The organism is Streptomonospora salina (assembly GCF_014204715.1).
GTDB classification, from domain to species: Bacteria; Actinomycetota; Actinomycetes; order Streptosporangiales; family Streptosporangiaceae; genus Streptomonospora; species Streptomonospora salina.
In genome coordinates this window covers 2,927,336-2,951,367 of record NZ_JACHLY010000001.1, presented here as the reverse complement: position 1 = coordinate 2,951,367, position 24,032 = coordinate 2,927,336, and the positions used below count along the sequence as shown (strand labels likewise).

Here is a 24,032-nt window from a genome sequence, read left to right as displayed (position 1 = left end):
CGCCCGCCCGGGGCGGAACCGGCGGCCGACACAGGCGGGCGCCGCGCCCGGGGCCCGTCGGGACCTGGGGCGCGGCGCCCGCCGGATCGGCGGTGCCGCCCCTCGCTCAGCGGGGCGGCACGCGCCGGGTGCGGCTCCGGGGACTACTCCTCGGTGCCGGCTGCGGTGTCCTGCGCACCGACCGCGGCGGCCTTGCGGCGGCGGCTGATGGCCATCGCGGCGCCACCGCCGCCGACGGCGGCCACGGCGGCGGCGACGAGACCGCCCAGGGCCGGTCCGGTCACCGGCAGGCCGCCGGACGCGTCGGTGTCGTCGCCCTCGGGCGCCGGCTTGGTGTCCGGGGTGGTGTCGTCGCCGGTCTCGGGGGTGGGCTCGGGCGAGGGCGTCGTGTCGCCGTCGCCGGGGCCGTCCTCACCCGGCTCGTCCGGGTCGTCGGTCTCCTCGCCCTCCTCGGGCGGCTCGGTCTCCTCACCGGGCTCGTCCTTGCCCGGGTCGTCCTCACCGCCGTCGTCGGAGATCGTCTCCAGGCACTGGGCCTCGGCGACGCCCAGCACCGATACGGCGTTGCCGCAGATGTCGGCCGCGGCGTCGACGGGGACGTCGATCTGGTTGCCGGAGGCGACGCCGCCGGAGCCGTCGGTCTGCGGGGAGTCCTGCCCCTCGTCGCCGCCGCCCGACTCCTCGATGACGTTCACGACGGTGGTGCACTCGGACTTCGAGGCGCCCAGCACGGCGACGGAGTTGCCGCACACGTCCAGGGCGATGTCGACGGGGATGTTGATCTGGTTGCCGGAGGCGATGCCGCCGGAGCCGTCGGTCTGGGGGGAGTCCTGCCCCTCGTCGGACTCCTCGACCAGCTTGTTCACCACGCTGGTGCAGTCCGATTCGGCGACACCGCCGATCGCGGCGGAGTTGCCGCACACGTCCAGGGCGGCGTCGACGGGGATGTTGATCTGGTTGCCGGAGGCGATGCCGCCGGAGCCGTCGGTCTGCGGGGAGTCCTGCCCCTCGTCGCTCGACGCGTAGAGCACCTCGGCGACGCGGGTGCAGTCGGCCTTCGAGATCCCCAGGACGGACAGCGCGTTGCCGCACAGTTCGGCCTTGACGTCAGCCGGCACGTTGACCTGGTTGCCGGAGGCGATCCCGCCCGAGCCGTCGCTTTCGGGTTCGGCGAAGGCGGTCGCCGGTGCGGCCCCGACCAGGCCGGCGGCCAGCAGCGAGGCGGACAGGGACGTGTAGAAGCGCTTGTGCATGTTCAGGCATGACCTTTCGCAGACGCGAACACCGGTCGTGTTCGTTCGGAGGCGAGGCGTCACCTAAGGCGGGGTAGTGATCCGTCGCCCCGAGGGGGACAACAGGGTGACCGGAACCATCCGCGACGGCGCGGGGGCACGAGTTCGAACGCACCCGCGCGTCGGTGGAATCCGGACGGCGCACCCCCGGGAAGAACCGGGGCGGGTTTCCTTGCGCCGTTGATCGACAACGCTAACAGCGTCGCGCCGCACGCCAGGGCTTTTTCCAAGAAAAAGGGCGATAACAGAAATCGGCGAGCACAACCTCAACTACACACCGAAGTAACGCCTGATCAGGCAGCATAAAATGCGGGCCACCGGTGTCCGATAAGCGCGGCGGCCACGGAGCGCGACACCCCCGGAAGGCGCCCGAAACACCCCAGACAACCCATATTCCGGTCAACTCGGAAGGTGCGGCGCACACACCCTCGTGCACGGACACCGAACCCAGACCGAAATCCGATCGCCGGAAACCGGCAATCCGACTTTCTCGCTATTCCACCACAGAATAGATAAAAACCGCGAACCAGGACAAGGATGACGCCCCGGACAGCACGAAGCCCCGGGCGGATCCCGCGGTACCCGGAGGTACCGCGCGGATCGCACCCGGGGCGGCGCGCCGCTCCGGCCGGCCGGTTCACCGGCCCCGGCGGCGCTCAGCGCTGCGGCATGCGCGACGGACGGGTCAGGCCTGCACGCCCAGGCCCTCGGCCACGCCGGCGCCCAGGTCGGGGTGGACGTTGGTCCAGTACTCGACCACGCGCTTCTTCATGTCGCCGGTGACCTCGGGGGCCGAGGCGTGGCCGACGATGTTGCCGATCATATTGGTCCGCTCCGACTCGCTGAGGACGTTCTCCCAGAGCGCACGCGCCTGGCTGAAGTCGTCGTCCTCCTTGTGGAGCTCGTAGGCCGAGCGCACCATGTCGCCGGAGACGTGGTAGTGCTCGTCCTCGTAGAGCTCGTTGGCCGAAACCGCCCCGCCCGCGGTGTTGGGCGCGTAGACCGGGTCGGCGTTGTTGGCGTAGGTCATCGGCCCGTCGAAGTTGTAGCTGCGGGTCTGGACCTTGGGCTGGTTGACCGGCAGCTGCAGGTAGTTCGGGCCGATGCGGTAGCGGTGGGTGTCCGGGTAGGAGAACAGCCGGCCCTGCAGCATCTTGTCCGGGCTGCCGCCGATACCGGGCACCAGGTTGGACGGCTCGAACGCCGCCTGCTCGATCTCGGCGAAGTAGTTCGAGGGATTGCGGTTCAGCGTGAACTTCCCGATGGTGATCTCGGGGTAGTCCTCGTGCGGCCACACCTTGGTCAGGTCGAACGGGTTGATCCGGTAGTTCGTCGCGTCCTCGAAGGGCATGACCTGGACCTTGACCGTCCAGGACGGGTAGTCGCCCTGCTCGATCGCCTGCCACAGGTCGCGGCGGTGGGCGTCGGGGTCGCCCTCCATCGCCTTGGCCTCGTCCGCGGTGAGGTTCTCGACGCCCTGGTCGGTCTTGAAGTGGTACTTCACCCAGAACTTCTGGCCGTCGGCGTTGTACCAGAGGAACGTGTGGCTGCCGAACCCGTGCATGTGGCGCCAGGTCTTGGGCGTCCCGCGGTCGGTCATCAGGAACGAGACCTGGTGGGCCGACTCGGGGTTGAGCGTCCAGAAGTCCCACTGCATGTTGTGGTCGCGCAGCTGGTTGTCCGCGCGGCGCTTCTGCGAGTGGATGAAGTCGGAGAACTTCGAGGGGTCGCGGATGAAGAAGATCGGCGTGTTGTTGCCGACCAGGTCGTAGTTGCCGTGCTCGGTGTAGAACTTCAGCGAGAAGCCGCGGGGGTCGCGGGCGGTGTCGGCACTGCCCAGCTCGCCGGCCACGGTCGAGAAGCGGATCAGCAGCGGGGTCTTCTTCCCCTTCTGGAAGAGGTCCGCCTTGGTGTACCGGCTGACGTCCTCGGTGATCTCCATCTCGCCGAAGGCGCCGCCGCCCTTGGCGTGCACGACGCGCTCGGGCACGCGCTCGCGGTTGAAGTGGGCCATCTTCTGGATCAGGAAGTGGTCCTGGAGCAGCAGCGGCCCGTTGGGGCCTACCGACTGCGACAAACCATCGCTGGGCGCCGGGTGGCCGGCGTCGTCCGTGCTGTAGGGAACGCTCACTGCTCGCACCTTTCGAAAATGCTTGACGAGGCCTCGATGAACGGCACCGGGCCGGGGATGCGGTGCCCTCGCGGCAGCCGCCGGCCCTGCGGGGAGCGGGTCAGACCTCGCTCCCGGTCCGCGCGGGCTGTCCACTCCCGGATCCCGCCGACTGTGCCTGGCATTGCGGACAGACGCCCCAGAACACCACTTCGGCCTCATCGATCGCGTAACCCCGCGTGTTCGACGGCTCCACACAGGGAGCCTCCCCGACGACGCAGTCGATGTCGGCGACCTCGCCGCAGGAGCGGCAGACCAGGTGGTGATGGTTGTCTCCGACCCGGGACTCGAAACGCGCGGGCGATCCCGCGGGTTCGATCCGCCGGAGCAGGCCGGCCCTGGTCAGCGCATGCAGCGCGTCGTAGACCCCCTGGGTCGAGACGTGGCCGAGCGAACCGCGAACGCCGCGCGCGATGCGTTCGGCGTCGAGGTGATTGCCGATCCGGACCTGCTCCAGGATGGCCACCCGTGCCGCGGTGACCCGGAGTCCGGCCGAGCGGAGATCGTCGGCGACGTTGTCCATGCCTGTCACTCTAGGACACAAACTGGAATTATTCAAGAAAGCGAGGAAATCAAGTATCGCGGCCGACCGCGTCCCGACCCCCGCATGAACTGGACTCTCCCCGCGCTGCACGCACGCGGCCGCACACACGCGAATACACGAGAACACAGATCGACCACGTTGTGTAGTCGCAATCGCGCGCTGCAGCTATCTCGGCGCCGCCTCCGCCCCGTATCCTCTCCTTGGCTCCCTTCCCCCGAAACCGGGAATCGGCCCCGCGGTCGCGCCCGCTCCGTGACGGCACCCCCGCCCCCGCACCACTGCAGCTGCCTCCTACTTGGAGCCTTCGATGCCCAACGACGCTTCGACCCCCGCCTCCCCGATGCGCGCTTCGGTACGCACGGGTGCCGCCATGGCCACCCTCGTCTTCCTGGCCTCCTGCTCATCGGGTGGTTCCGGCGACCCCGACGACACCGGCCAGGCCGCCGGCGACGACCGCCCCTCCCCGGACGCGCCGTCCTCCCCCGCCCCGTCCGGCGAGGACGGCGAGAGCGCCCCCATCACCGTCGCCATCGGCGGCGACGTGCACTTCGAGGGCGAGCTGCGCCAGCGCCTGGACGCCGATCCCGCGACCGCGCTGGGCGAGGTCTCCCAGACGCTTTCGGCAGCCGACCTGTCGATCGTCAACCTCGAAACCGCCGTCACCGACGGCGGCACCCCGCCGCCCTCCAAGGGGTTCGTGTTCCGCGCGCCGTCGACCGCCTTCACCGCGCTGGAGCAGGCCGGCGTCGACGTCGCCTCCGTCGCCAACAACCACGGCATGGACTACGGCACCGAGGGCCTGCAGGACACCCTGGCCAACGCCGAAGAGGCGGACTTTCCCATCGTGGGCGCCGGCCGGGACGAACAGGAAGCCTACGAACCGCACATCTTCGACACCGACGGCGGCAAAGTGGCGGTCATCGGCGCCACCGACGTCCTCAACACCGACCTCATCCCCGCCTGGACCGCCGGCCCCGGCAAGCCCGGCCTCGCCTCGTCCAAGAACGAGATGCAGAGCCGCCTGGTCGAGGCGGTCTCGTCGGCCGCCGACGAGGCCGAAACCGTCATCACCTACCTGCACTGGGGCCGGGAAGGCGACCACTGCCCCAAGCCGCACGCGCCCGGCCTCGCCCAGGCCCTGGCCGACGCCGGATCCGACGCCGTAGTGGGCGGGCACGCCCACGTGCTCTCCCCAGGCGGCTACGTGGGCGATTCCTACGTCCACTACGGCCTGGGCAACTTCGCCTTCTACAACTACAGCGGCCCCACCGCCGAGACCGGCGTCCTCAACCTCACCTTCCAGGACGGCGAGGTGGTCGGCGACGAGTGGAAGCCCGGCCGGATCCGCGGCGGCGTGCCCGTGCTCTACGAAGGCGCCGCCGCCGAGGACGCGGGAGCGACCTGGGAGTCCTACCGCACCGAGTGCACCGTCGGGCTCAGCCCGACCCCGCAGGGCCAGGACGGCGGGGAGGAGCCGGCCGAGGCCGGCTGACCGCCCGGTCCGGGGCCGCGGCCAGCGGTCCGGGCGCCGCCGCGGCCTTCGGACCGCTGCGGGGCCCGGCGCCCCGGACCGGCCGAAGGCTCACCATCCGTGCGCGTGCCCGGCAAGAACGGTGTCGATCTCGGCGATCAGCACCCGCTTGGCGGAGTCCTCCAGGAAGGACGCCGCAACGCCGTTGCGGGCCAGCGCCGCCAGACTCGGCGCGCCCAGCCCCAGCCGGGCCGCCGTGCGGTACTCGTTGCTCAGGTCGGTCCCGAACATCGGCGGATCGTCGCTGTTCAGCGTCACCGTCAGCCCGGCCTCGACCATCCGCGGCAGCGGGTGGTCGAGGAGCCGGCCGACGGCACCCGTGCGCAGGTTGGAGGTCGGCGCGACGTCCACCGGAACGCGCTCGTCGCGCAGCCGGGCCACCAGGTCGGGATCCCGCATGCTGTCGATTCCGTGGCCGATCCTCTCGGCCCCGAGCAGGTCCAGCGCCTCGCGCACCCGCTCGGGGCCGCCGTTCTCGCCGGCGTGGGGCAGGCTGTGCAGCCCGGCCGCGCGAGCGCGGCCGAAGAGCCCGGCCATCGGCCCGAAGGGGACCTCGACCCCGCCCACACCGAACCCCACGACGCTGTCGGGCCCTTCCGCCAGCACCGCGTCCAACGCCTGCTCGCCGGTGTGCACCCCGTAGTCGCCCGGGAAGTCGGGGATCCAGCGCAGCCGGATCCCGTGCCTGCGCTCGGCCTCGACGCGGGCCGCCTCGATCCCGTCGAAGACCGCGCGTGCGGAAACGCCCCGCATCAGATGGGCGTAGAGGCTCACGTGCACCTCGGCGTAGCGCACGTTCTGCGCCGCCAGCCGCGCAGCCGCGTCGGCCGCCAGCAGGGCGAAGTCCTCCTCGTCGACCAGGGTGCGCACCGACGCCAGGTAGACCTCGATGAAATGCGCGAAGTCGCTGAAGACGTACCACTCGCGGACGTCCTCCAGCGACGCGGGGACGCCGGCGACGCCGTGCTTGCGGGCCAGTTCCAGCAGCGTGGCCGGCTGCATCGAGCCCTCCAGGTGCACGTGCAGCTCGACCTTGGGGAGTTCGTGGATGAACGCCTCGACGTCGGAGGCGAGTTTCGGGAGCTCCATTCGGACGACGTTACTCAGCCGCGGCCCCCGCTCCAAGCGCCGCGGAGCGCCGCCGGTTCCGATCCGGCACATCCGCCGGCATGGCCGTATGCGGTCACAACCGCGATCACGGCGGCGACGTCGGCTTGGATGGGGAACCGAGTGCACACAGGGCAGAGTCAGAGGGGGCGTGATGACCACTTCCACTCACGGCACCGCCTGGGTGCCGACACCGCCAGGGGCCGAACCGCCCGCCGACGCCGCCGACCGGGAGCCCGGCAGAGGATTCGGCGCGGCCGGCTCCTCGCTTTCCCACGCCCCTCTGCGCAGACTCCCGGCCCAGCACCGCAGCATGGTGCGCGTGCAGCGCATGCTCGACGCCTGTGCCGACCTGCTCGACGAAGGCGGCTACACCAACCTGTCCACCACACGTATCGCCGAACGCGCGGGCGTGGCCATCGGGTCGGTGTATCAGTTCTTCCCCGACAAGCGCGCCATCACCCAGGCGCTGGCGCTGCGCTATTTGGACCTGTTCACCGCCCGGGTGCGCGACCGCCTCGCAGCGGGCGGCCGCAGCCACTGGATCCAGGCCGCCGACGCCATCGTCGACGAGTACCTGGAGATGCACCGCACCGTCCCCGGGTTCCGCAGCCTGCACTTCGGCGACGTCGTCGACACCCGCCTGCTGGACTCGGCGGCCGAGAACAACCGGGTGATCGCCACCCGCATCCGCACCCTGCTGACATCGGTGGCCGGCGCCGACGCGACCGAGGACCTCGACCGCGCCGTGACCGTGGCCGTCGAGGCCGCCGACGCGGTCCTCAAACTCGCGTTCCGCACCGACCCCGACGGTGACCCCCGCCTCATCGACGAGAGCAAGATCCTGCTGCGCACCTACCTCGGCCGACACTTCGGCTGAACTAGGCTGCGACAGGCATGCTCAGCACGGATGAGGCCGATCCAGATCGCCACGACGGCTTTCGGCATCCGAAAACGGGAGGAGCCTTCAGTGCGAGCCGACAGCACCCTCACCCATCCGACCACCGGTACAGCGGCGGGGATCCCCTTCGTCGCGGTACCGCCCGCGGTCGCCGCCGACCGGGCGCCCATGATCCTCGCTCTGCACGCGTTCGAGCCCCCGCGCAGTGAGGCCGCCCTGGCCGGAACCCTGCCACTGGCCTCCCTGCCCGCGTGGCGCTTCTACCTGGGGTTGCCGATGTTCGGCGCCCGGCTGCCCGAGGGCGGGGTCGCCGAGGTCAACCGGCGCGGGCAGGCGGACTACCTGATCGAGCTCTTCGGACCGGTCGTCGAACAGGCCGCCGCCGAACTCCCGCGTGCGGTGAAGGACCTGCGTGCGCGGTTCCCCGTCGCCGACTCGGCCCTGGGCCTGATGGGCGTGGGCGCGGGCGGCGCGGCGGCGCTGCTGGCACTGGCCGAGAGCAAGCTGCCCATCGCCGCCGCCGGCGCGGTCAACCCGATCATCGAGCCGCAGGCGGTGCTCACCGCCCGCGAGCGGCGCCTGGGCATCCCCTACAGCTGGAACGAGACCTCCCACGAGGTCGCCGCCTGGCTGGACTTCGCTGCCCGCGCCGGCGAGATCGCCGAGCGCCGCCCCCAGCCCCCGCTCCTGGTCGTCAACGGCCAGCAGGACGACGTCGTCGCGCCCGAACGCGGCCGCGCCCTGCACGACGCGCTCGCCGCGCACTATCCCGCTGAGGCGCTGCGGCATATCGAGGTGCCCGACCTCGCCCACACGATGGGCCCGGAACCGGGACTGGAGCCCGGCCCGCCGGCGCCCGGCAACGTGCTGGCCGACCGCGCCCTGACCGAATGGTTCCACTCCCACCTCGCCGCCGGCCCCCAGACCTCGTCGCCGACCGAGGAGACCGTCCGGCTGGCCTGAGCCCGGCGGCGGCAGCGGAGGGGCGCCGCTCAGACCGTCTCGGCCAGCTTGCGGGCGGCGATCTGGACGGGGTCCCACACCGGCGAGAACGGCGGCGCGTAGCCCAGGTCCATCCCCGCGACGTCGTCCACCGACATGGCGCCCCACAGCGCTGCGGCCAGGACGTCCACTCGCTTGGCCGCGTTCTCCCGGCCGACGATCTGGGCACCCAGCAGCCGCCGGGACGTGCGCTCGGCCAGCACCTTCGTCGTCATGAGTTCGGCTCCGGGGTAGTAGCCCGCCCGGGTGGTGGACTCCAGGGCGACGGTCGCGAACTCGAACCCGGCGCGCTCGGCCTCGGTCTCGTTGAGCCCGGTGCGCGCCACCTCCAGACCGCACACTTTGCTGATGGCCGTGCCCAGTACACCGCCGAAGCGCTCGTAGCCGCCGCCGATGTCGGTACCGGCCACCCGCCCCTGCTTGTTGGCGTGGGTGCCCAGAGCGATGGCCACGGGCGCCTGCGAGATGCGGTGCAGGCTCTGCACGCAGTCGCCGCCGGCCCACACCCCTTCGGCGGAGGTGCGCATGCGGGCGTCGACGGCGATGCCGCCGGTGGGCCCCACGTCGATCCCCGCGGCGCCCGCCATTTCGCTGTCGGGCCGCACACCCAGCCCCAGCACGACGATGTCGGCCGGGTAGGCCGCGCGGTCGGTGGCCACCGCACGGGCGGCGCCGCCGGGTCCGGTCTCGACTCCGGTGACCGGCTCGTCGGTGTGCACCAGCACCCCCATCTTGAGCAGCGCGTCGTGCACCAGCCGCCCCATGTCGGGGTCGAGCGTGGTCATGGGTTCGGAGGCGGCCTCGATCAGGCGCACCTCGATGCCGCGCTGCACGAACGCCTCGGCCATCTCCAGCCCGATGTAGCCCCCGCCGACCACTACCGCGGTGCGTACCCGCCCGGTGTCGACGACGTCGCGCACGGCGATGCCGTCGGCCAGGGTCTGCACGCCGAACACTCCCGGCGCGTCCATGCCGGGAAGGCCGGGGCGCACCGGGACGGCGCCGGTGGCGATCATGAGCGCGTCGAAGGGCTCCTCGACGGCGGGCCCGCCGGCGGTGCGGGCGGTGACGGTGCCCCGGTCCGGATCGATCGCTTCGGCTTCGGTCGCGGTACGCACCTCGATGCCGAAGTCGCGGCGGAAGGTCGCGGGATCGCGCGCGATCAGGGAGTCGGAGCTGTTCACGGTTCCGCCGACCAGGTAGGGGATGCCGCAGGCCGAGTAGGATGTGTGGTGTCCGCGTTCGAGGGCGAGGATCTCCAGGTCCTCTGCGCCGCGCAGCCTCCGAGCCTGCGACGCGGCGCTCATCCCCGCCGCGTCGCCGCCGATGACGATGAGCCGTGACCGTTCGTTCACTCGCCGCTCCATGCCGTCTCCTCTGCCGGACGCCTCGGCGCCGACCGTACGGACGCCGCCGCATGGGATCATCCCCGTGGTATCCGGGAGATTCCCCTGGTGCCGACGTGGCACCCATCGTTGCTAGGAGGGCTACTTACGTGACGGAACCGGCACCGGTGTTCGCCGGCGGCGTCGACCACGAACGGCTCACGTCCCAACTCCGGTTCGTTCTGGAGACCGACAAGCTCAAGCGCATCCTGCGGCGCAACATGCTCGTCGACGGGTCGCGCCGCGAGAACGACGCCGAGCACTCCTGGCACCTGGCACTGGCCGCGCGGGTGTTCGCCGAGTACGCGCCGCAGGGCACCGACATCGACCGGGTCGTGGAGATGCTGGTGCTGCACGACATCGTCGAGATCGACGCCGGCGACACGTTCATCTTCGACACGCGAGAGACCGGCTCGCAGGCCGATCGGGAACGCACCGCCGCCGATCGCATCTTCGCCCTGCTGCCCGAGGACCAGGCCCGGCACACGCGTGCGCTGTGGGACGAGTTCGAGGCGCGCACGACGCCGGAGGCGCGCTTCGCCAAGGCCGTCGACCGGCTGGCGCCGATGCTGGCCAACTGGCACACCGAGGGCGGCACGTGGGTGCGCCACAACGTCACCCGCAGGCAGGTCGCCGACAAGGTGAAGATCATCGCCGACGGGTCCCCGGCGCTGGGGTCCTACGCGGAGGCGCTGATCGAGGACGCCGAGCGCCGCGGGTACCTCGCGGCCGGCTGAGTCCGGGGCGGGCCGGACCGGGGACCCGACCGGGATCCCCGCGGAGCCGGCCGCCCCGGGGTCGGAGCATGGGGCGCGGCTCGTCCGTCGGGCGAGTCGGCCCGTCTCCCACTGGAAACGCGGCGACCGGCGCCGCCGAGGGGCGGAGCGGCGGGGCGGACTCAGATCCGTTCGAGTACCAGCTGGACGGCGGCGGTCAGCCCGACCGCCACGATCAGCCCGCGCAGCGCGAAGGGCTTGAGCATGCGGCCCAGCACCGCCCCGGTGTAGCCGCCGACGACCGAGCCCGCCGCGATCAGCGCGACCGCGGGCCACGACGGCGCCCCGAAGGTGATGTAGAAGACCGCGGCCGTGGCGTTGACGGTGGCGGCGAGCGCGTTCTTCAGCGCGTTGATCCGGTGCACGTCCTCGTCCAGCGCGGTGCCCAGGATGCTGATCAGCACGATCCCCTGGGCGGCGGCGAAGTAACCGCCGTAGGTGCCGGCGGCGTAGACCCCCAGCGGCACCAGCGGTCCCCGGCCCGAGCCGGGGGGCCTGCGTTCGCGCATCCGGCGGGCGATGCGCGGCTGGACGACGATGAGCACACACGCCATGCCGATGAGCACCGGCACGACGCTCTCGAAGACCTCCGAGGGCAGGTTGAGCAGCAGCACGCCGCCGGTCAAGGCGCCGAGGCAGGACATCGCCGCCAGCCGCAGCACGCGGCGGCCCTGGCCGCGCAGCTCGCGCCGGTAGCCGAAGGTTCCGGTGAGGGCGCCCGGAGCCAGGCCGATGCTGTTCGAGATCGACGCCGTCACCGGTGGGAACCCGAACGCCAGCAGTACCGGGAAGGTGAACAGGGTTCCCGACCCTACGACCGCGTTGATCCCGCCTGCGCCGATGCCCGCCAGCAGAATGGCGAGCGCCTCCCACGGACTCATGGCCGCCTTTCACGAAGTGGGAACGAGCGGCGGCAGGAGCGCATAGTCCGATCGGGCGGCTCCGCACGCCGTACGGACCCCGGAGGCCGCTGACTCGGCCGAACCCGAGGTTCAGTGCATACAGTCTACGCTGCGGATCACTCGCCGGTGCGCGCCGCCGAGACGCGCCCCGTGTCGCATTCGCCACACCCCCGAACCCGTCCCCTCTCGTTCGCCCGCGACCGCCGAGCCGCGCTCGTCGCCGAACGTGCCTAATCCGAAGCGCACCGTGTTGCAAACCGGAGTCCATTTGGCCATGACCCACTCGGGCTATATCAGAAATGGGCCCAATGGGGCCTGTCGTGCTTCTCCGCCGATCCGTAGTTTCGACATCAGCGGTGAGGTGGGACACAACAAGCCGAAACCCCGGCCCGACGCGAAGAGCCGACCCCCTGTCCGGACCAGCGCTCGGGAAACGTTCCCGGCCGGTGCCCCGCCCCCGCCGATCCGCGCCGGCGACCGCGCCCGTCGGCGCATCCGACACACATGCTGATCTTGGGAGTGGGGCAACATGTGGACTGCAGAGATGACGACCCGCGCGCTGTGTCGCGAGGTCGACCCCGATGCACTGTTCGTTCAGGGAGCGGCGCAGAACCGCGCCAAACTGATCTGCCGCGGCTGCCCGGTGCGCACCGAGTGCCTGGCCGAGGCCTTGGACGGCCGCATCGAGTTCGGTGTCTGGGGAGGCATGACCGAACGCGAGCGCAGGGCGCTGCTGCGGCGGCGCCCGGACGTCACGTCGTGGTGGGATCTGCTGACGACAGCACGGGCACGCTACGAGCGGGCGAACTCGGAGACCGCAGGGGAAGGCTGGCTCCAGGACGCCTCGCTCGCCGCCCCGGCCGAGGCCGAGCGGTGACGGCGGCGCCGCACCGGGGAAGGCGGACGGTTCGGCCGGAGCGCTGATCCGCCTCCGCCGCGCCCCGCGGCGCACCCGCCGCCACCGCGGCACCCGTCCGCGCCTTCGCGGCAGCAGCGCGAAGGCGCGGACCGACGGCACCGCGCACGCGTTTCGGGAACTGTTCTGCGCATCGGCCGACCGCCCACCACGACCGGCCGACTACCCGACAGCCCGTCAGCCGTCGAGGCGCCGCCCGCCGTCCTCTCCGTCGGCACCGGTCGCACCGTTCGTCCCGGCCGATGCCTCGTCGGCGACGTCGCGGACGCGCCCGAACACGTCGCCGATGCCCTCCAGCGCCTTGCCCATCTCGCTGGGTACGATCCACACCTTGTTGGAGTCGCCCTGCGCGATCTCGGGCAGCTTCTGCACGTACTGATACGCCAGCACCTCCTGGCTGACGTCGCCGGCCTTCAGCGCCTTGGCCACCATCGTGATCGCATCGGCCTCGCCGCGGGCACGGACCGTCATCGCCTCGGCTTGGGCCTTGGCACGCACCTTCTCCGCGTCGGCGGACCCCTGGGCGCTGAGCACCGCTGCCGACTGCTCGCCCTCGGCCCGCAGGATCGCCGACTGCTTCTGCCCCTCGGCGGTGAGGATCTCCGCGCGCTTGTCGCGATCGGCGCGCATCTGCTTCTCCATGGCCTCCTGGACGGACTCCGGGGGCTCGACGGACTTCAGCTCGACGCGGCTGACCTCGATACCCCATTCGGCCGTGGCCTCGTCCAGCACGGCGCTCAGCTCCCGGTTGATCTCGTCGCGCGAGGTCAGGGTCTGCTCCAGCTCCATCCCGCCGATGACGTTGCGCAGCGTCGCCGAAGCCAACTGCTCGACCGCCTGGATGAAGCTGGCGACCCGGTAGGTGGCGTTGTAGGGGTCGGTGACCCTGATGTAGACGGCGGTGTCGACGTTGACCGACAGGTTGTCGTGGGTGATGGCGGCCTGGGGCGGGAAGCTGACCACCTGCACCCGCATGTCGATGCGCTGGCGGACGTGGTCGATGAACGGAACCACGATGTTGAACCCCGAGCTGAGCGTGCGGTGGTAGCCGCCGAACCGCTCCACGACGTCGGCCATGGCCTGGGGGACGATGCGGACGCTGCGCCAACCGATCACGGCCAGGACGGCGACGAAGATCAGCAGGATGATGACGATGGTTCCCATCGGGGCGGCTCCGGCTCTCCTGTACGGGGACACAGGTGGTCAGTGCGCGATCGCCGAGCCACTCCGGCCGGTACGCGGCAACCGGTGCGCGGGCGGCACACCGCCGCCGGCACACGCGGCGATCCTAAGCCGGATGTACCCGCACGTCTCCGCAAAAGCCCACTCGTCCCGCGCCGAACGGGCACTACCTGACCGCATGCGGACAGCACACCCGATTGCGGCCACTCCGATATGTCGATTTGATCCTGGCCTCAGCCCGGGGACGGCGGGGATGGATCCCCGCCGGACGCATGCGTCATACGGCGCGGGCGTTCCACCGCTTCCCGTCGCGCTCCAGCTTCAGCTCCAGCCCGAACGTCGCGCTCAGGTTCTCCCCGGTCATGACGGACTCCACCGGCCCGGCGGCCGTCACCGCGCCGTCGCGCATCATCAGCACGTGGGTGAATCCGGGCGGGATCTCCTCCACATGGTGCGACACGATCGCGAGCGTCGGCGCGTCGATGTCGTCGGCCAGCGCGCCCAGCCGCCCGAGCAGGTCCTCGCGCCCGCCCAGGTCGAGCCCGGCGGCCGGTTCGTCGAGCAGCAGCAGCTCCGGGTCGGCCATGAGCGCCCGGGTGATGAGCACCCGCTTGCGCTCGCCTTCCGACAGGGTGCCGAAGCGCCGCTCGGCCAAGTGGCCCGCACCCCAGCGGTTCAGCAGCGCCCGCCCGCGCCCGTAGTCGACCGTTCCGTACTCCTCGCCGAAGCGGCCCAGATACCCGTAGGCCGCGCTGATCACCAGATCGAGCACCGTCATCGCATCGGGAATGCGGTTGGCCACCGCGGAACTGGCGAACCCGACCATGCTGCGCAGTTCCGTGGTGTCGGCACCGGCCAGGGACGCGCCGAGCACCTCGGCCGATCCGGTGTCGGGCACCGTCTGTGCGGCGGCCACGCTGAGCAGCGACGTCTTACCCGCCCCGTTGGGGCCCAGCACCGCCCAGCGCTCGTCCTCCTCCACGGTCCAATCCACCTCGCGCAGCGGTTCCGCCTCGCCGCGGCGCACCGTCACGCCGCTCATGCGCAGCACCTGGCCGTTCATCGCACTCTCCGTCGTCATACTGGGACTGGTGAATCGCAACACGCCGCCCTCTGCCGCGGTGCGGCCCCGCGGCGCACCGAAGGGTCCGCGCGGCAGCGGACCCCGTCGAAGCGAACCTACTCGACGTCCCTCGGGATACGCGCACCGATCTAGGCTGAGAGGCGATGCTGCGAGAACTCTCATCCGCCCAGCTCGTCGCATGGGGCAACGCCTGGCTGGCCGGCCGCGCGGGGCTCGACGACGCCGTCGGCGCCACCGAGCGCGACACCGGCCCCCACGTCATCGGCACCGCCGAGGACGACCTTCCGTTCGAGGCCGGTACACCGCTGCGGTCGGCCCTGGCCGGACTGCGTCCGCACGGGCTCGCGTCCTTCCGGCTGTGCCTGCCCGTCCCCGGCGACCCGCTGGGCCTGGTCGGCGGCGCCGAGCTCAACAGGCAGGCCCTCGACGCCCGCGAGGCGGTACTGGTGCGGCTGGAGCGGGGCAAGGTCGGCCTCGTGCCGCACGAGGACCGGCGCGGCTCCTCCTACGTCGGCGTGGCCTGGACGCCGTACCCGGCGGCCGACGCCGATCCCGAACCCGTCCCCCTGCCCGACGCCGAGCACGGGCTGCACACCGCCATGCGCGAATCCGCCGCGCTTTTCGGACAGGTCGACGACATCTCCGCGTGGGGTCCGGAGGTCACCCGGGCGCTGGCGGACCTGCGCGACGCCGACCGGGCGCCCACACCCGGCCTGGCCCCCGGGCACCCGCAGCGCGCGCACCGGCTCGCCGCACAGGCCGACCGGCTGGCGGTCGTGGTCCGGCTCGCCGACGACGACGAAGGACGCGGACTCAGCGCCGCGCAGATGCAGTCCCGCCGCGAAGCGCTGCGCGTACTCGACGCCGCGGTGCGCCGCGCACGCGTCGCCGCCTACAACGCCGCCGCCGACTGACCCGACCCCGGGGCCGCCCCGGACGACATCAGGGGAAAGCCAGGGACGCCACCGGATCCCCTCAGCGGGATCCCCGTCCGATACTGGACCTATGAACGAGACGGCATCCGCGCCCGCCGCGGGACCCGCGAACCTGAAGGCATCCGACGCCGACCGCGACCGCACCGCCGAGGTCCTGGCCGCCGCGCTGAGCGAAGGCCGCCTCAGCCACGCGGAGCACGGCGAGCGCATCGACGCCGCCTACGCCGCACGCACACGGGGCGAGCTCGCCCCCCTGACCACGGACCTCCCCGCGGGGGCCCCGACCGCCCCTGAGGCCGCCGCCCCGCCGCGCTCACCCACCGGGAGCGAGAACATCCGCGCCGTACTCGCCTCCGCGGAACGCACGGGGCACTGGCTCGTCGAGCCGCGCACCAACGTCTCCGTGATCCTCGGCGCCGCCGTACTGGACCTGCGCGAGGCCACCCTGTCCCAGCACGAGGTGACGATCCAGACGGCACTCGTGATGGGCTCGCTGGAGATCATCGTCGCGCCCGGGGTGCGCGTGGTGAGCCGCGCATCCGACATCCTCAGCGCCACCGGCATCGATACCGACCTGGACGCCGACTCCTCGGCGCCTACCGTGGTGATCACCGGATCGTCCTGGCTCTCCTCGGTCGAGGCCCGGGCGAAACCCCGGCGTGCCGGGGCCGCCGAACGCAAGCGCCGCTGCCGCTGAGCCGCGGCGCCGACCGGGGCCACGCGGCGACGAAACACGATACGCCGAAGACAGCAGAAGGACGGCCACGCGCCATGGAACCCGACCACATCCGCGCCTCCGACGCCGATCGCGACCGTGTCGCCGAACGCCTGCGCGAAGCGGCCGCCGAAGGACGGCTGACCCAGGCCGAGCACGAGGAGCGCGTCGACGCCCTCTACCGCGCCAAGACCGTCGGCGAGCTCGCCGGGATCACCCACGACCTGCCCGAACTCGGCGGCGTCGGCGACGACCGCGATGGCGCGGCGATGTCCGCGGCCACCGAGGAGGCGCGGCGGCTGGCGGCCGACAGCACCGGGCGCGAGAACATCGTCGCGGTGTTCAGCGGGGCCGAGCGCAAGGGGCGCTGGCTCGTCGAGCCGCGAACCAACGTCTCCGTGCTCTTCGGCGGCGTCGAGCTGGACCTGCGCGAGGCCGTGCTCTCCCAGCGCGAAGTCACCATCCAGTGCGCAGTGATCTGCGGCGGGCTGGAGATCATCGTCCCGCACGGCGTCCGTGTGGTGAACAACATAGCGGGGATTCTCGGGGGGACGGGGCTGAACGGCACGGATGCGGTCACCGACCCCAACCACCCCGTCATCCGGCTGACGGGCACCTGCATGCTGGGCGGAATCGAGGTCAAGGCGAAGCGGCCCAAGCGCAAGCGCAAGAACCGCCGATAGCCGCCGGCGGCGGCTCGCAGACGGCGCACCGGTGGCGGTATCGGTGCAGGCCGATGACCAGGAGATGAACACCGGTTCCCTAGGCGCGGCCCTGGCCGTCGGTCCGAAAAGTCGGGCGAGTACCGTAGTTGGCGCGATGAATGATCACACCACGCTCCTGGTAACGGTGACCGGCCGCGACCGCCCGGGCGTCAGCGCACGGTTGCTCAGCACCCTGTCCGTGTTCCCGGTCGTCCTCGTCGACCTCGAACAGGTCGTCGTAGGAGAACGCCTCGTCCTGAGCGCGCTCGTCAGCGTCGACGAGGGCGTCGCCCCCGGCGTCAGCCGCAGCCGCGTCTTCACGGAGATCCGCGCGGCCGTGGACAAGACCTGCATCGACCTCGACATGGACGTCGAGTACTCCGACGGCAACGGGCGCGTGGGCCACGCGTCCCCCGAACAACTCCACGTGACGGTGCTGGCGGACCCGCTGCGTCCGGGCGCGCTGGGGGCGATCGCTTCCTGTGTCGCCCGCTCCGGCGCCAACATCGAGCGCATCGAGCGGCTCGCGAGCTACCCCGTCTCCTCATTCGAACTGGACATCTCCGGCGCCGATCCCGAGCAGCTGCGCGGCGATCTGTCCATGGAGGCGGCCACGCAGGGGATCGACGTGGCGCTGCAACCCAGCGGGCTGCACCGCCGCGGCAAGCACCTGATCGTGATGGACGTCGACTCCACGCTGATTCAGGGCGAGGTGATCGAGCTTCTGGCCGAGCACGCCGGCTGCGCCGAAGAGGTCGCCCGCGTGACCGAAGAGGCGATGCGCGGCGAACTCGACTTCGAGGACTCCCTGCGCCGCCGCGTCGCGCTGCTCAAAGACCTCGACGCGTCCGCGCTCGACGCGGTGCGCGACCGGCTGGTGCTCGCCCCCGGCGCACGCACTCTGGTGCGTACGCTCAAGCGGCTGGGTTACGAGTGCGCCATCGTCAGCGGCGGCTTCTCCCAGATCACCGACGCCCTCGTCGAGCGGTTGGGGATCGACTACTCCCTGGCCAACACGCTGGAGGTCGTGGACGGCAAGCTCACCGGCCAGCTGGTGGGACCGATCGTCGACCGCAAGGGCAAGGCCGAGGCTCTGCGCCGCTTCGCTCACGAGGCGGGCGTTCCGGTGACACAGACGGTGGCGATCGGCGACGGCGCCAACGACCTGGACATGCTGCAGACGGCCGGTCTGGGCGTGGCCTACAACGCCAAACCGGTGGTGCAGGAACAGGCCGACACGGCGGTCAACGTCCCCTATCTGGACACCATCGTCTACCTGCTGGGGGTCTCCCGCGACGAGGTCGAGGCGGCCGACCGCGAAGGCGACCTCGACGGTCCCGCCGGCTGACGACGGATCCCGACTCCGCCCCACCCCCGCCCGTGAATCGACCGCTTCCGCCGGACCGGACCTCGTCCGGTCCGGCGTTTTCCGCCACCATGAGCACCCGCGACCCGGCCAGCCCGGGCTTGTGACACTACGCACCCGCACCGCCACCCCCAGTCACACCCCCGGACACAAAAAAAGAAGGAGACGAGCCGCCCGACGACGACCCGCCCCCTTCTACAAAGAAATGCGGCGGCAACCTACTCTCCCACCCCCACCATGGAGGCAGTACCATCGGCGCAAAGAGACTTAACGACCGGGTTCGGAATGAGACCGGGTGTGACCCTCCCACTATCACCACCGCAAAACCCACCACCCACACACCCGCCAACAACGGCAGACGCACAGGCGAAACCTGCGGAACCCCCACCGACCCCACACACCAGGCCAGCAGGAGAAAACATAGCATGCGCGAGCACCCAGCATCCACGGCGGACAAGCCCTCGGCCTATTAGTACCGGTCAGCTCCACCCCTCACAAGGCTTCCACACCCGGCCTATCAACCCAGTCATCACCTGGCGGCCTTACCCCCACCACAGGGCAGGAGACCTCATCTCGAAGCAAGCTTCCCACTTAGATGCTTTCAGCGGTTATCTCTCCCGAACGTAGCCAACCAGCCATGCCCCTGGCGGAACAACTGGCACACCAGCGGTTCGTCCGTCCCGGTCCTCTCGTACTAGGGACAGCCCTTCACAAGTCTCCAACGCGCGCAGCGGATAGGGACCGAACTGTCTCACGACGTTCTAAACCCAGCTCGCGTGCCGCTTTAATGGGCGAACAGCCCAACCCTTGGGACCAACTCCAGCCCCAGGATGCGACGAGCCGACATCGAGGTGCCAAACCATCCCGTCGATACGGACTCTTGGGGAAGATCAGCCTGTTATCCCCGGGGTACCTTTTAGCCGTTGAGCGACGCCGCTTCCACACGCCGGCGCCGGATCACTAGTCCCTGCTTTCGCACCTGCTCGACACGTCCGTCTCACAGTCAAGCTCCCTTGTGCACTTACACTCACCACCTGATTGCCAACCAGGCCGAGGGAACCTTTGGGCGCCTCCGTTACCCTTTAGGAGGCAACCGCCCCAGTTAAACTACCCACCAGACACTGTCCCCAGACCGGATCACGGCCCGAGGTTAGATGCCCGAAACAGCCAGAGTGGTATTTCACCAACGCCTCCACCACCACTGGCGTGGCGGCTTCACCGGCTCCCACCTATCCTACACAAACCATCCCAAACACCAATGTCAAGCTATAGTGAAGGTCCCGGGGTCTTTCCGTCCTGCTGCGCGAAACGAGCATCTTTACTCGTACTGCAATTTCACCGGGCCCGCGGTTGAGACAGCGGGAAAGTCGTTACGCCATTCGTGCAGGTCGGAACTTACCCGACAAGGAATTTCGCTACCTTAGGATGGTTATAGTTACCACCGCCGTTTACTGGCGCTTAGATTCCCAGCCTCACGCACAAGCGCTAACCGGTCCTCTTAACGTTCCAGCACCGGGCAGGCGTCAGTCCGTATACAGCGTCTTACGACTTCGCACGGACCTGTGTTTTTAATAAACAGTCGCTTTCCCCTGGTATCTGCGACCCCGCCCCGCTCACAGGGAAAACCTGATCACCGGACAGGGCTCCCCTTCTCCCAAAGTTACGGGGACAATTTGCCGAGTTCCTTAACCACGGATCACCCGAACGCCTCGGTATACTCTACCTGACCACCTGCGTCGGTTTCGGGTACTGGCCGCACACGCACTCGCTAGAGGCTTTTCTCGACAGCACGGGATCACTCACTTCGCCGAAACGGCTCGGCATCACGCCTCACCCCTGTAACAGGGCAGGGATTTACCACCACCCCGGGCTACACGCTTACCCCCGGACAACCACCGCCGGGTAGAGCTACCCCACTGCGTCACCCCATCACTTGCCTACACACCCCTCGGGTCCCAGGCACACCACCACCCCCGCACCCGAAGGCACGAAGACGGGCATGCATGGTCAGCATCAGGGCTATCGACACGGGCGCACGCGCACGGGTACGGGAATATCAACCCGTCATCCATCGACTACGCCTGTCGGCCTCGCCTTAGGTCCAGACTCACCCTGGGCGGATCAACCTGCCCCAGGAACCCTTAGTCAATCGGCGCCGGAGTTTCCCACTCCGGTATCGCTACTCATGCCTGCATTCTCACTCGCACGCCCTCCACCACACGGTCACCCGGCGGCTTCACCGAACGCACGACGCTCCCCTACCAACCGACACCAACGTGCCGGCCCCACGGCTTCGGCGGCGCACTTCAGCCCCGCTACATTATCGGCGCAGAATCACTTGACCAGTGAGCTATTACGCACTCTTTCAAGGATGGCTGCTTCTAAGCCAACCTCCTGGTTGTCTCAGCAACTCCACAACCTTTCCCACTTAGCGCACCCTTAGGGGCCTTAGCCGGAGGTCTGGGCTGTTTCCCTCTCGACCACGGAGCTTATCCCCCGCAGTCTCACTGCCGCGCTCACTCCACCGGCATTCGGAGTTTATCTGACCTCAGTAACCTGGTCGGGCCCATCGGCCAAACAGTAGCTCTACCTCCGGGGAGCACCACACGACGCTGCACCTAAATGCATTTCGGGGAGAACCAGCTATCACGGAGTTTGATTGGCCTTTCACCCCTACCCACAGCTCATCCCCCAGGTTTTCAACCCTGGTGGGTTCGGGCCTCCACGAAGTCTTACCTCCGCTTCACCCTGGCCATGGGTAGATCACTCCGCTTCGGGTCCACAGCATGCGACTCCACCGCCCTGTTCAGACTCGCTTTCGCTACGGCTACCCCACACGGGTTAACCTCGCCACACACCATGACTCGCAGGCTCATTCTTCAAAAGGCACGCCATCACCCCGCACTCAAGCGAAGCTCTGACGGCTTGACAGCACACGGTTTCAGGTACTATTTCACAACCCCTCACCGGGGCACTTTTCACCTTTCCCTCACGGTACTCGTCCACTATCGGTCACCAGGACGTATTCAGGCTTGACAGGTGGTCCTGCCGGATTCACACGGAATTCCTCGAGCTCCGCGCTACTCGGGGCCACGCCCACCACGATGCCATGCGCCTTCGCCTACAGGACTCTCACCCGCTCCGGCGCCGCTTCCCAACGGCTTCGGCTGACACACACCACCACGGACCGGATCGGCAGACCCGGAACAGACATACCCCACAACCCCGCACACGCAACGACTGCCGCCTATCCCACGCGCACGGTTTAGCCATCATCCCCGTTCGCTCACCACTACTGAGGGAATCACTGTTGTCTTCTCTTCCTGCGGGTACTGAGATGTTTCACTTCCCCGCGTCACCACCGACCGCCCTATACATTCAGACGGCGGCAACCCGACACAACTCGGGCTGGGTTCCCCCATTCGGACACCCACGGATCAACGCCCGGTTGACGGCTCCCCGTGGACTATCGCGGCCTCCCACGTCCTTCATCGGCGCCTGGTGCCAAGGCATCCACCGTATGCCACTCTTGCTTGGCCACCGCAGATACAAGATGCTCGCGCACACTATCCACAAATCAAACCGCACACCACGAGCCCGACCACAACCCGCCCCGAACCGGGACGCGTCTTCGTCGGGGTGGCACCGGGACGACGACCCACAGGCCGCCCCCTCAGACACCCAACAGCGCGTGCATCCTCCGCAACCACTCCCGGCACCGGACCGCCCCACCCGCCGCGATCCGAAGATCCACCGACGAGAACGGGGCCGCCCACAGGCCACCGGGTCCACTTCCGAGCCGGCCGGCCCACGACGAAAAACAACGGGCCGACAGCAACGACTCCTTAGAAAGGAGGTGATCCAGCCGCACCTTCCGGTACGGCTACCTTGTTACGACTTCGTCCCAATCGCCAGCCCCACCTTCACGCACTCCCTCCCCGCAGGGTTAGGCCGCACGTTTCGGGTGTTGCCGACTTTCATGACGTGACGGGCGGTGTGTACAAGGCCCGGGAACGTATTCACCGCGGCGTTGCTGATCCGCGATTACTAGCGACTCCACCTTCATGGGGTCGAGTTGCAGACCCCAATCCGAACTGAGACCGGCTTTTAGGGATTCGCTCCGCCTCACGGCATCGCACGCCCACTGTACCGGCCATTGTAGCATGTTTGCAGCCCAAGACATAAGGGGCATGATGACTTGACGTCATCCCCACCTTCCTCCGAGTTGACCCCGGCAGTCTCCCATGAGTCCCCACCATCACGTGCTGGCAACATGGAACAAGGGTTGCGCTCGTTGCGGGACTTAACCCAACATCTCACGACACGAGCTGACGACAGCCATGCACCACCTGTGCCGGAACGCCCGAAGGCACCCCCCGTCTCCGGAGGATTTCCCGGCATGTCAAACCTTGGTAAGGTTCTTCGCGTTGCGTCGAATTAAGCAACATGCTCCGCCGCTTGTGCGGGCCCCCGTCAATTCCTTTGAGTTTTAGCCTTGCGGCCGTACTCCCCAGGCGGGGCGCTTAATGCGTTAGCTACGGCACGGAAACCGTGGAAAGTCCCCACACCTAGCGCCCAACGTTTACAGCGTGGACTACCAGGGTATCTAATCCTGTTCGCTCCCCACGCTTTCGCTCCTCAGCGTCAGGTAAGGCCCAGAGACCCGCCTTCGCCACCGGTGTTCCTCCTGATATCTGCGCATTTCACCGCTACACCAGGAATTCCAGTCTCCCCTGCCTACCTCTAGCATGCCCGTATCCACTGCCAAACCGGAGTTAAGCCCCGGACTTACACAGCAGACGCGACACGCCGCCTACGAGCTCTTTACGCCCAATAATTCCGGACAACGCTCGGACCCTACGTATTACCGCGGCTGCTGGCACGTAGTTGGCCGGTCCTTATTCCCCACCTACCGTCAACCCGCACAGAAGCACGGGCCTGCGTCGGTGGTAAAAGAGGTTTACAACCCGAAGGCCGTCATCCCCCACGCGGCGTCGCTGCGTCAGGCTTCCGCCCATTGCGCAATATTCCCCACTGCTGCCTCCCGTAGGAGTCTGGGCCGTGTCTCAGTCCCAGTGTGGCCGGTCGCCCTCTCAGGCCGGCTACCCGTAATCGCCTTGGTAGGCCTTCACCCCACCAACAAGCTGATAGGCCGCGAGCCCCTCCCTGATCGGAGAAACACCTTTCCACGCCCCGCCATGCGACGGAACGTCCTATCCGGTATTAGACCGGGTTTCCCCGGCTTATCCCGGAGTCAGGGGCAGGTTGCTCACGTGTTACTCACCCGTTCGCCGCTCGTGTACCCCGAAGGGCCTTACCGCTCGACTTGCATGTGTTAAGCACGCCGCCAGCGTTCGTCCTGAGCCAGGATCAAACTCTCCATTAAAGGTCTGAACCCCGACACGACCCGGTAAAAACCCCGCGCAGCACGCGGAGCCAACCCGGGCCCATCAAAGGAACCCCGGAACCGAACCGCCCGAAGGCGCCGGTTCCACGGGGCCAAAACAAACTTGGCACAAA

At 69.1% G+C, this 24,032-nt stretch carries 17 protein-coding genes and 3 rRNA genes; 9 read left to right on the top strand and 11 right to left on the bottom strand.

Annotation, left to right across the window (positions count from 1 at the left end):
* Window positions 1-143 precede the first annotated feature (143 nt).
* From HNR25_RS13480 to HNR25_RS13470, 3 genes are all read right to left on the bottom strand, one after another.
* A complete protein-coding gene (locus tag HNR25_RS13480) occupies window positions 144-1,253 on the bottom strand; it encodes a chaplin (RefSeq protein ID WP_184635569.1) in 1,110 nt (369 codons plus the stop codon).
* A 724-nt stretch (window positions 1,254-1,977) separates the two neighbouring features.
* On the bottom strand, window positions 1,978-3,423 hold the full coding sequence (locus HNR25_RS13475; protein WP_184635567.1) for a catalase: 1,446 nt from the start codon (window positions 3,421-3,423) through the stop codon (window positions 1,978-1,980).
* A 100-nt stretch (window positions 3,424-3,523) separates the two neighbouring features.
* Window positions 3,524-3,985: a Fur family transcriptional regulator gene (locus tag HNR25_RS13470; RefSeq protein ID WP_184635565.1), complete on the bottom strand. Its 462-nt coding sequence runs from the start codon at window positions 3,983-3,985 to the stop codon at window positions 3,524-3,526.
* A 328-nt stretch (window positions 3,986-4,313) separates the two neighbouring features.
* Between HNR25_RS13470 and HNR25_RS13465 the strand changes: the two genes are divergently transcribed.
* Window positions 4,314-5,498 (top strand): CapA family protein, encoded by a 1,185-nt coding sequence (locus tag HNR25_RS13465; RefSeq protein ID WP_246463657.1) that lies wholly within the window; start codon window positions 4,314-4,316, stop codon window positions 5,496-5,498.
* A 90-nt stretch (window positions 5,499-5,588) separates the two neighbouring features.
* Here the strand turns inward: HNR25_RS13465 and add are convergent, their stop codons facing one another.
* Window positions 5,589-6,626 (bottom strand): adenosine deaminase, encoded by a 1,038-nt coding sequence (gene add / locus HNR25_RS13460; RefSeq protein WP_184635564.1) that lies wholly within the window; start codon window positions 6,624-6,626, stop codon window positions 5,589-5,591.
* Between the two features lie 331 nt (window positions 6,627-6,957).
* Here add and HNR25_RS13455 point away from each other — a divergent pair, with 331 nt between their 5' ends.
* Both HNR25_RS13455 and HNR25_RS13450 read left to right on the top strand, forming a co-directional pair.
* The gene (locus HNR25_RS13455) at window positions 6,958-7,524 is read left to right on the top strand and encodes a TetR/AcrR family transcriptional regulator (RefSeq protein WP_184639273.1); all 567 of its coding nucleotides are present in this window, start codon (window positions 6,958-6,960) and stop codon (window positions 7,522-7,524) included.
* 90 nt (window positions 7,525-7,614) lie between these two features.
* A complete protein-coding gene (locus HNR25_RS13450; protein WP_312862528.1) occupies window positions 7,615-8,508 on the top strand; it encodes a prolyl oligopeptidase family serine peptidase in 894 nt (297 codons plus the stop codon).
* Between the two features lie 29 nt (window positions 8,509-8,537).
* Here HNR25_RS13450 and HNR25_RS13445 read toward each other — a convergent pair whose 3' ends face one another.
* On the bottom strand, window positions 8,538-9,902 hold the full coding sequence (locus HNR25_RS13445) for an FAD-dependent oxidoreductase (RefSeq protein WP_312862527.1): 1,365 nt from the start codon (window positions 9,900-9,902) through the stop codon (window positions 8,538-8,540).
* Window positions 9,903-10,042: 140 nt separating this feature from the next.
* Between HNR25_RS13445 and HNR25_RS13440 the strand changes: the two genes are divergently transcribed.
* Window positions 10,043-10,669, top strand: coding sequence for an HD domain-containing protein (locus tag HNR25_RS13440; RefSeq protein ID WP_184635558.1), 627 nt, complete (start codon window positions 10,043-10,045; stop codon window positions 10,667-10,669).
* 161 nt (window positions 10,670-10,830) lie between these two features.
* Here HNR25_RS13440 and HNR25_RS13435 read toward each other — a convergent pair whose 3' ends face one another.
* A complete protein-coding gene (locus HNR25_RS13435) occupies window positions 10,831-11,589 on the bottom strand; it encodes a sulfite exporter TauE/SafE family protein (protein ID WP_184635556.1) in 759 nt (252 codons plus the stop codon).
* A 550-nt stretch (window positions 11,590-12,139) separates the two neighbouring features.
* Between HNR25_RS13435 and HNR25_RS13430 the strand changes: the two genes are divergently transcribed.
* Window positions 12,140-12,487, top strand: coding sequence for a WhiB family transcriptional regulator (locus HNR25_RS13430; protein WP_184635554.1), 348 nt, complete (start codon window positions 12,140-12,142; stop codon window positions 12,485-12,487).
* A gap of 216 nt (window positions 12,488-12,703) precedes the next feature.
* On the opposite strand, the gene HNR25_RS13425 is transcribed toward HNR25_RS13430, so the two are convergent.
* Window positions 12,704-13,690 carry an SPFH domain-containing protein gene (locus HNR25_RS13425; protein WP_184635553.1) on the bottom strand — a complete coding sequence of 329 codons (987 nt, stop codon included), beginning with the start codon at window positions 13,688-13,690 and terminating at the stop codon, window positions 12,704-12,706.
* Window positions 13,691-13,985: 295 nt separating this feature from the next.
* Window positions 13,986-14,771, bottom strand: a complete 786-nt coding sequence (locus tag HNR25_RS13420; RefSeq protein WP_184639271.1) for an ABC transporter ATP-binding protein — start codon at window positions 14,769-14,771, stop codon at window positions 13,986-13,988.
* A 164-nt stretch (window positions 14,772-14,935) separates the two neighbouring features.
* On the opposite strand from HNR25_RS13420, the gene HNR25_RS13415 reads away from it, so the two are divergent.
* The 4 genes from HNR25_RS13415 (at window position 14,936) to serB (ending at window position 18,494) form a co-directional block, all read left to right on the top strand.
* On the top strand, window positions 14,936-15,706 hold the full coding sequence (locus tag HNR25_RS13415; RefSeq protein WP_184635551.1) for an Rv1486c family protein: 771 nt from the start codon (window positions 14,936-14,938) through the stop codon (window positions 15,704-15,706).
* 91 nt (window positions 15,707-15,797) lie between these two features.
* Window positions 15,798-16,424 (top strand): DUF1707 SHOCT-like domain-containing protein, encoded by a 627-nt coding sequence (locus HNR25_RS13410; protein WP_184635549.1) that lies wholly within the window; start codon window positions 15,798-15,800, stop codon window positions 16,422-16,424.
* Between the two features lie 74 nt (window positions 16,425-16,498).
* Window positions 16,499-17,125, top strand: coding sequence for a DUF1707 SHOCT-like domain-containing protein (locus HNR25_RS13405; protein WP_184635547.1), 627 nt, complete (start codon window positions 16,499-16,501; stop codon window positions 17,123-17,125).
* Between the two features lie 136 nt (window positions 17,126-17,261).
* Window positions 17,262-18,494: a phosphoserine phosphatase SerB gene (gene serB, locus HNR25_RS13400; protein ID WP_184635545.1), complete on the top strand. Its 1,233-nt coding sequence runs from the start codon at window positions 17,262-17,264 to the stop codon at window positions 18,492-18,494.
* 223 nt (window positions 18,495-18,717) lie between these two features.
* Here the strand turns inward: serB and rrf are convergent.
* The 3 genes from rrf to HNR25_RS13385 form a co-directional block, all read right to left on the bottom strand.
* A 5S ribosomal RNA gene (gene rrf / locus HNR25_RS13395) occupies window positions 18,718-18,835 on the bottom strand.
* A 125-nt stretch (window positions 18,836-18,960) separates the two neighbouring features.
* A 23S ribosomal RNA gene (locus HNR25_RS13390) occupies window positions 18,961-22,052 on the bottom strand.
* A gap of 309 nt (window positions 22,053-22,361) precedes the next feature.
* Window positions 22,362-23,898: ribosomal RNA gene (locus HNR25_RS13385) — 16S ribosomal RNA — on the bottom strand.
* Together the 16S, 23S and 5S rRNA genes form the textbook arrangement of a ribosomal RNA operon.
* Window positions 23,899-24,032: the final 134 nt, after the last annotated feature.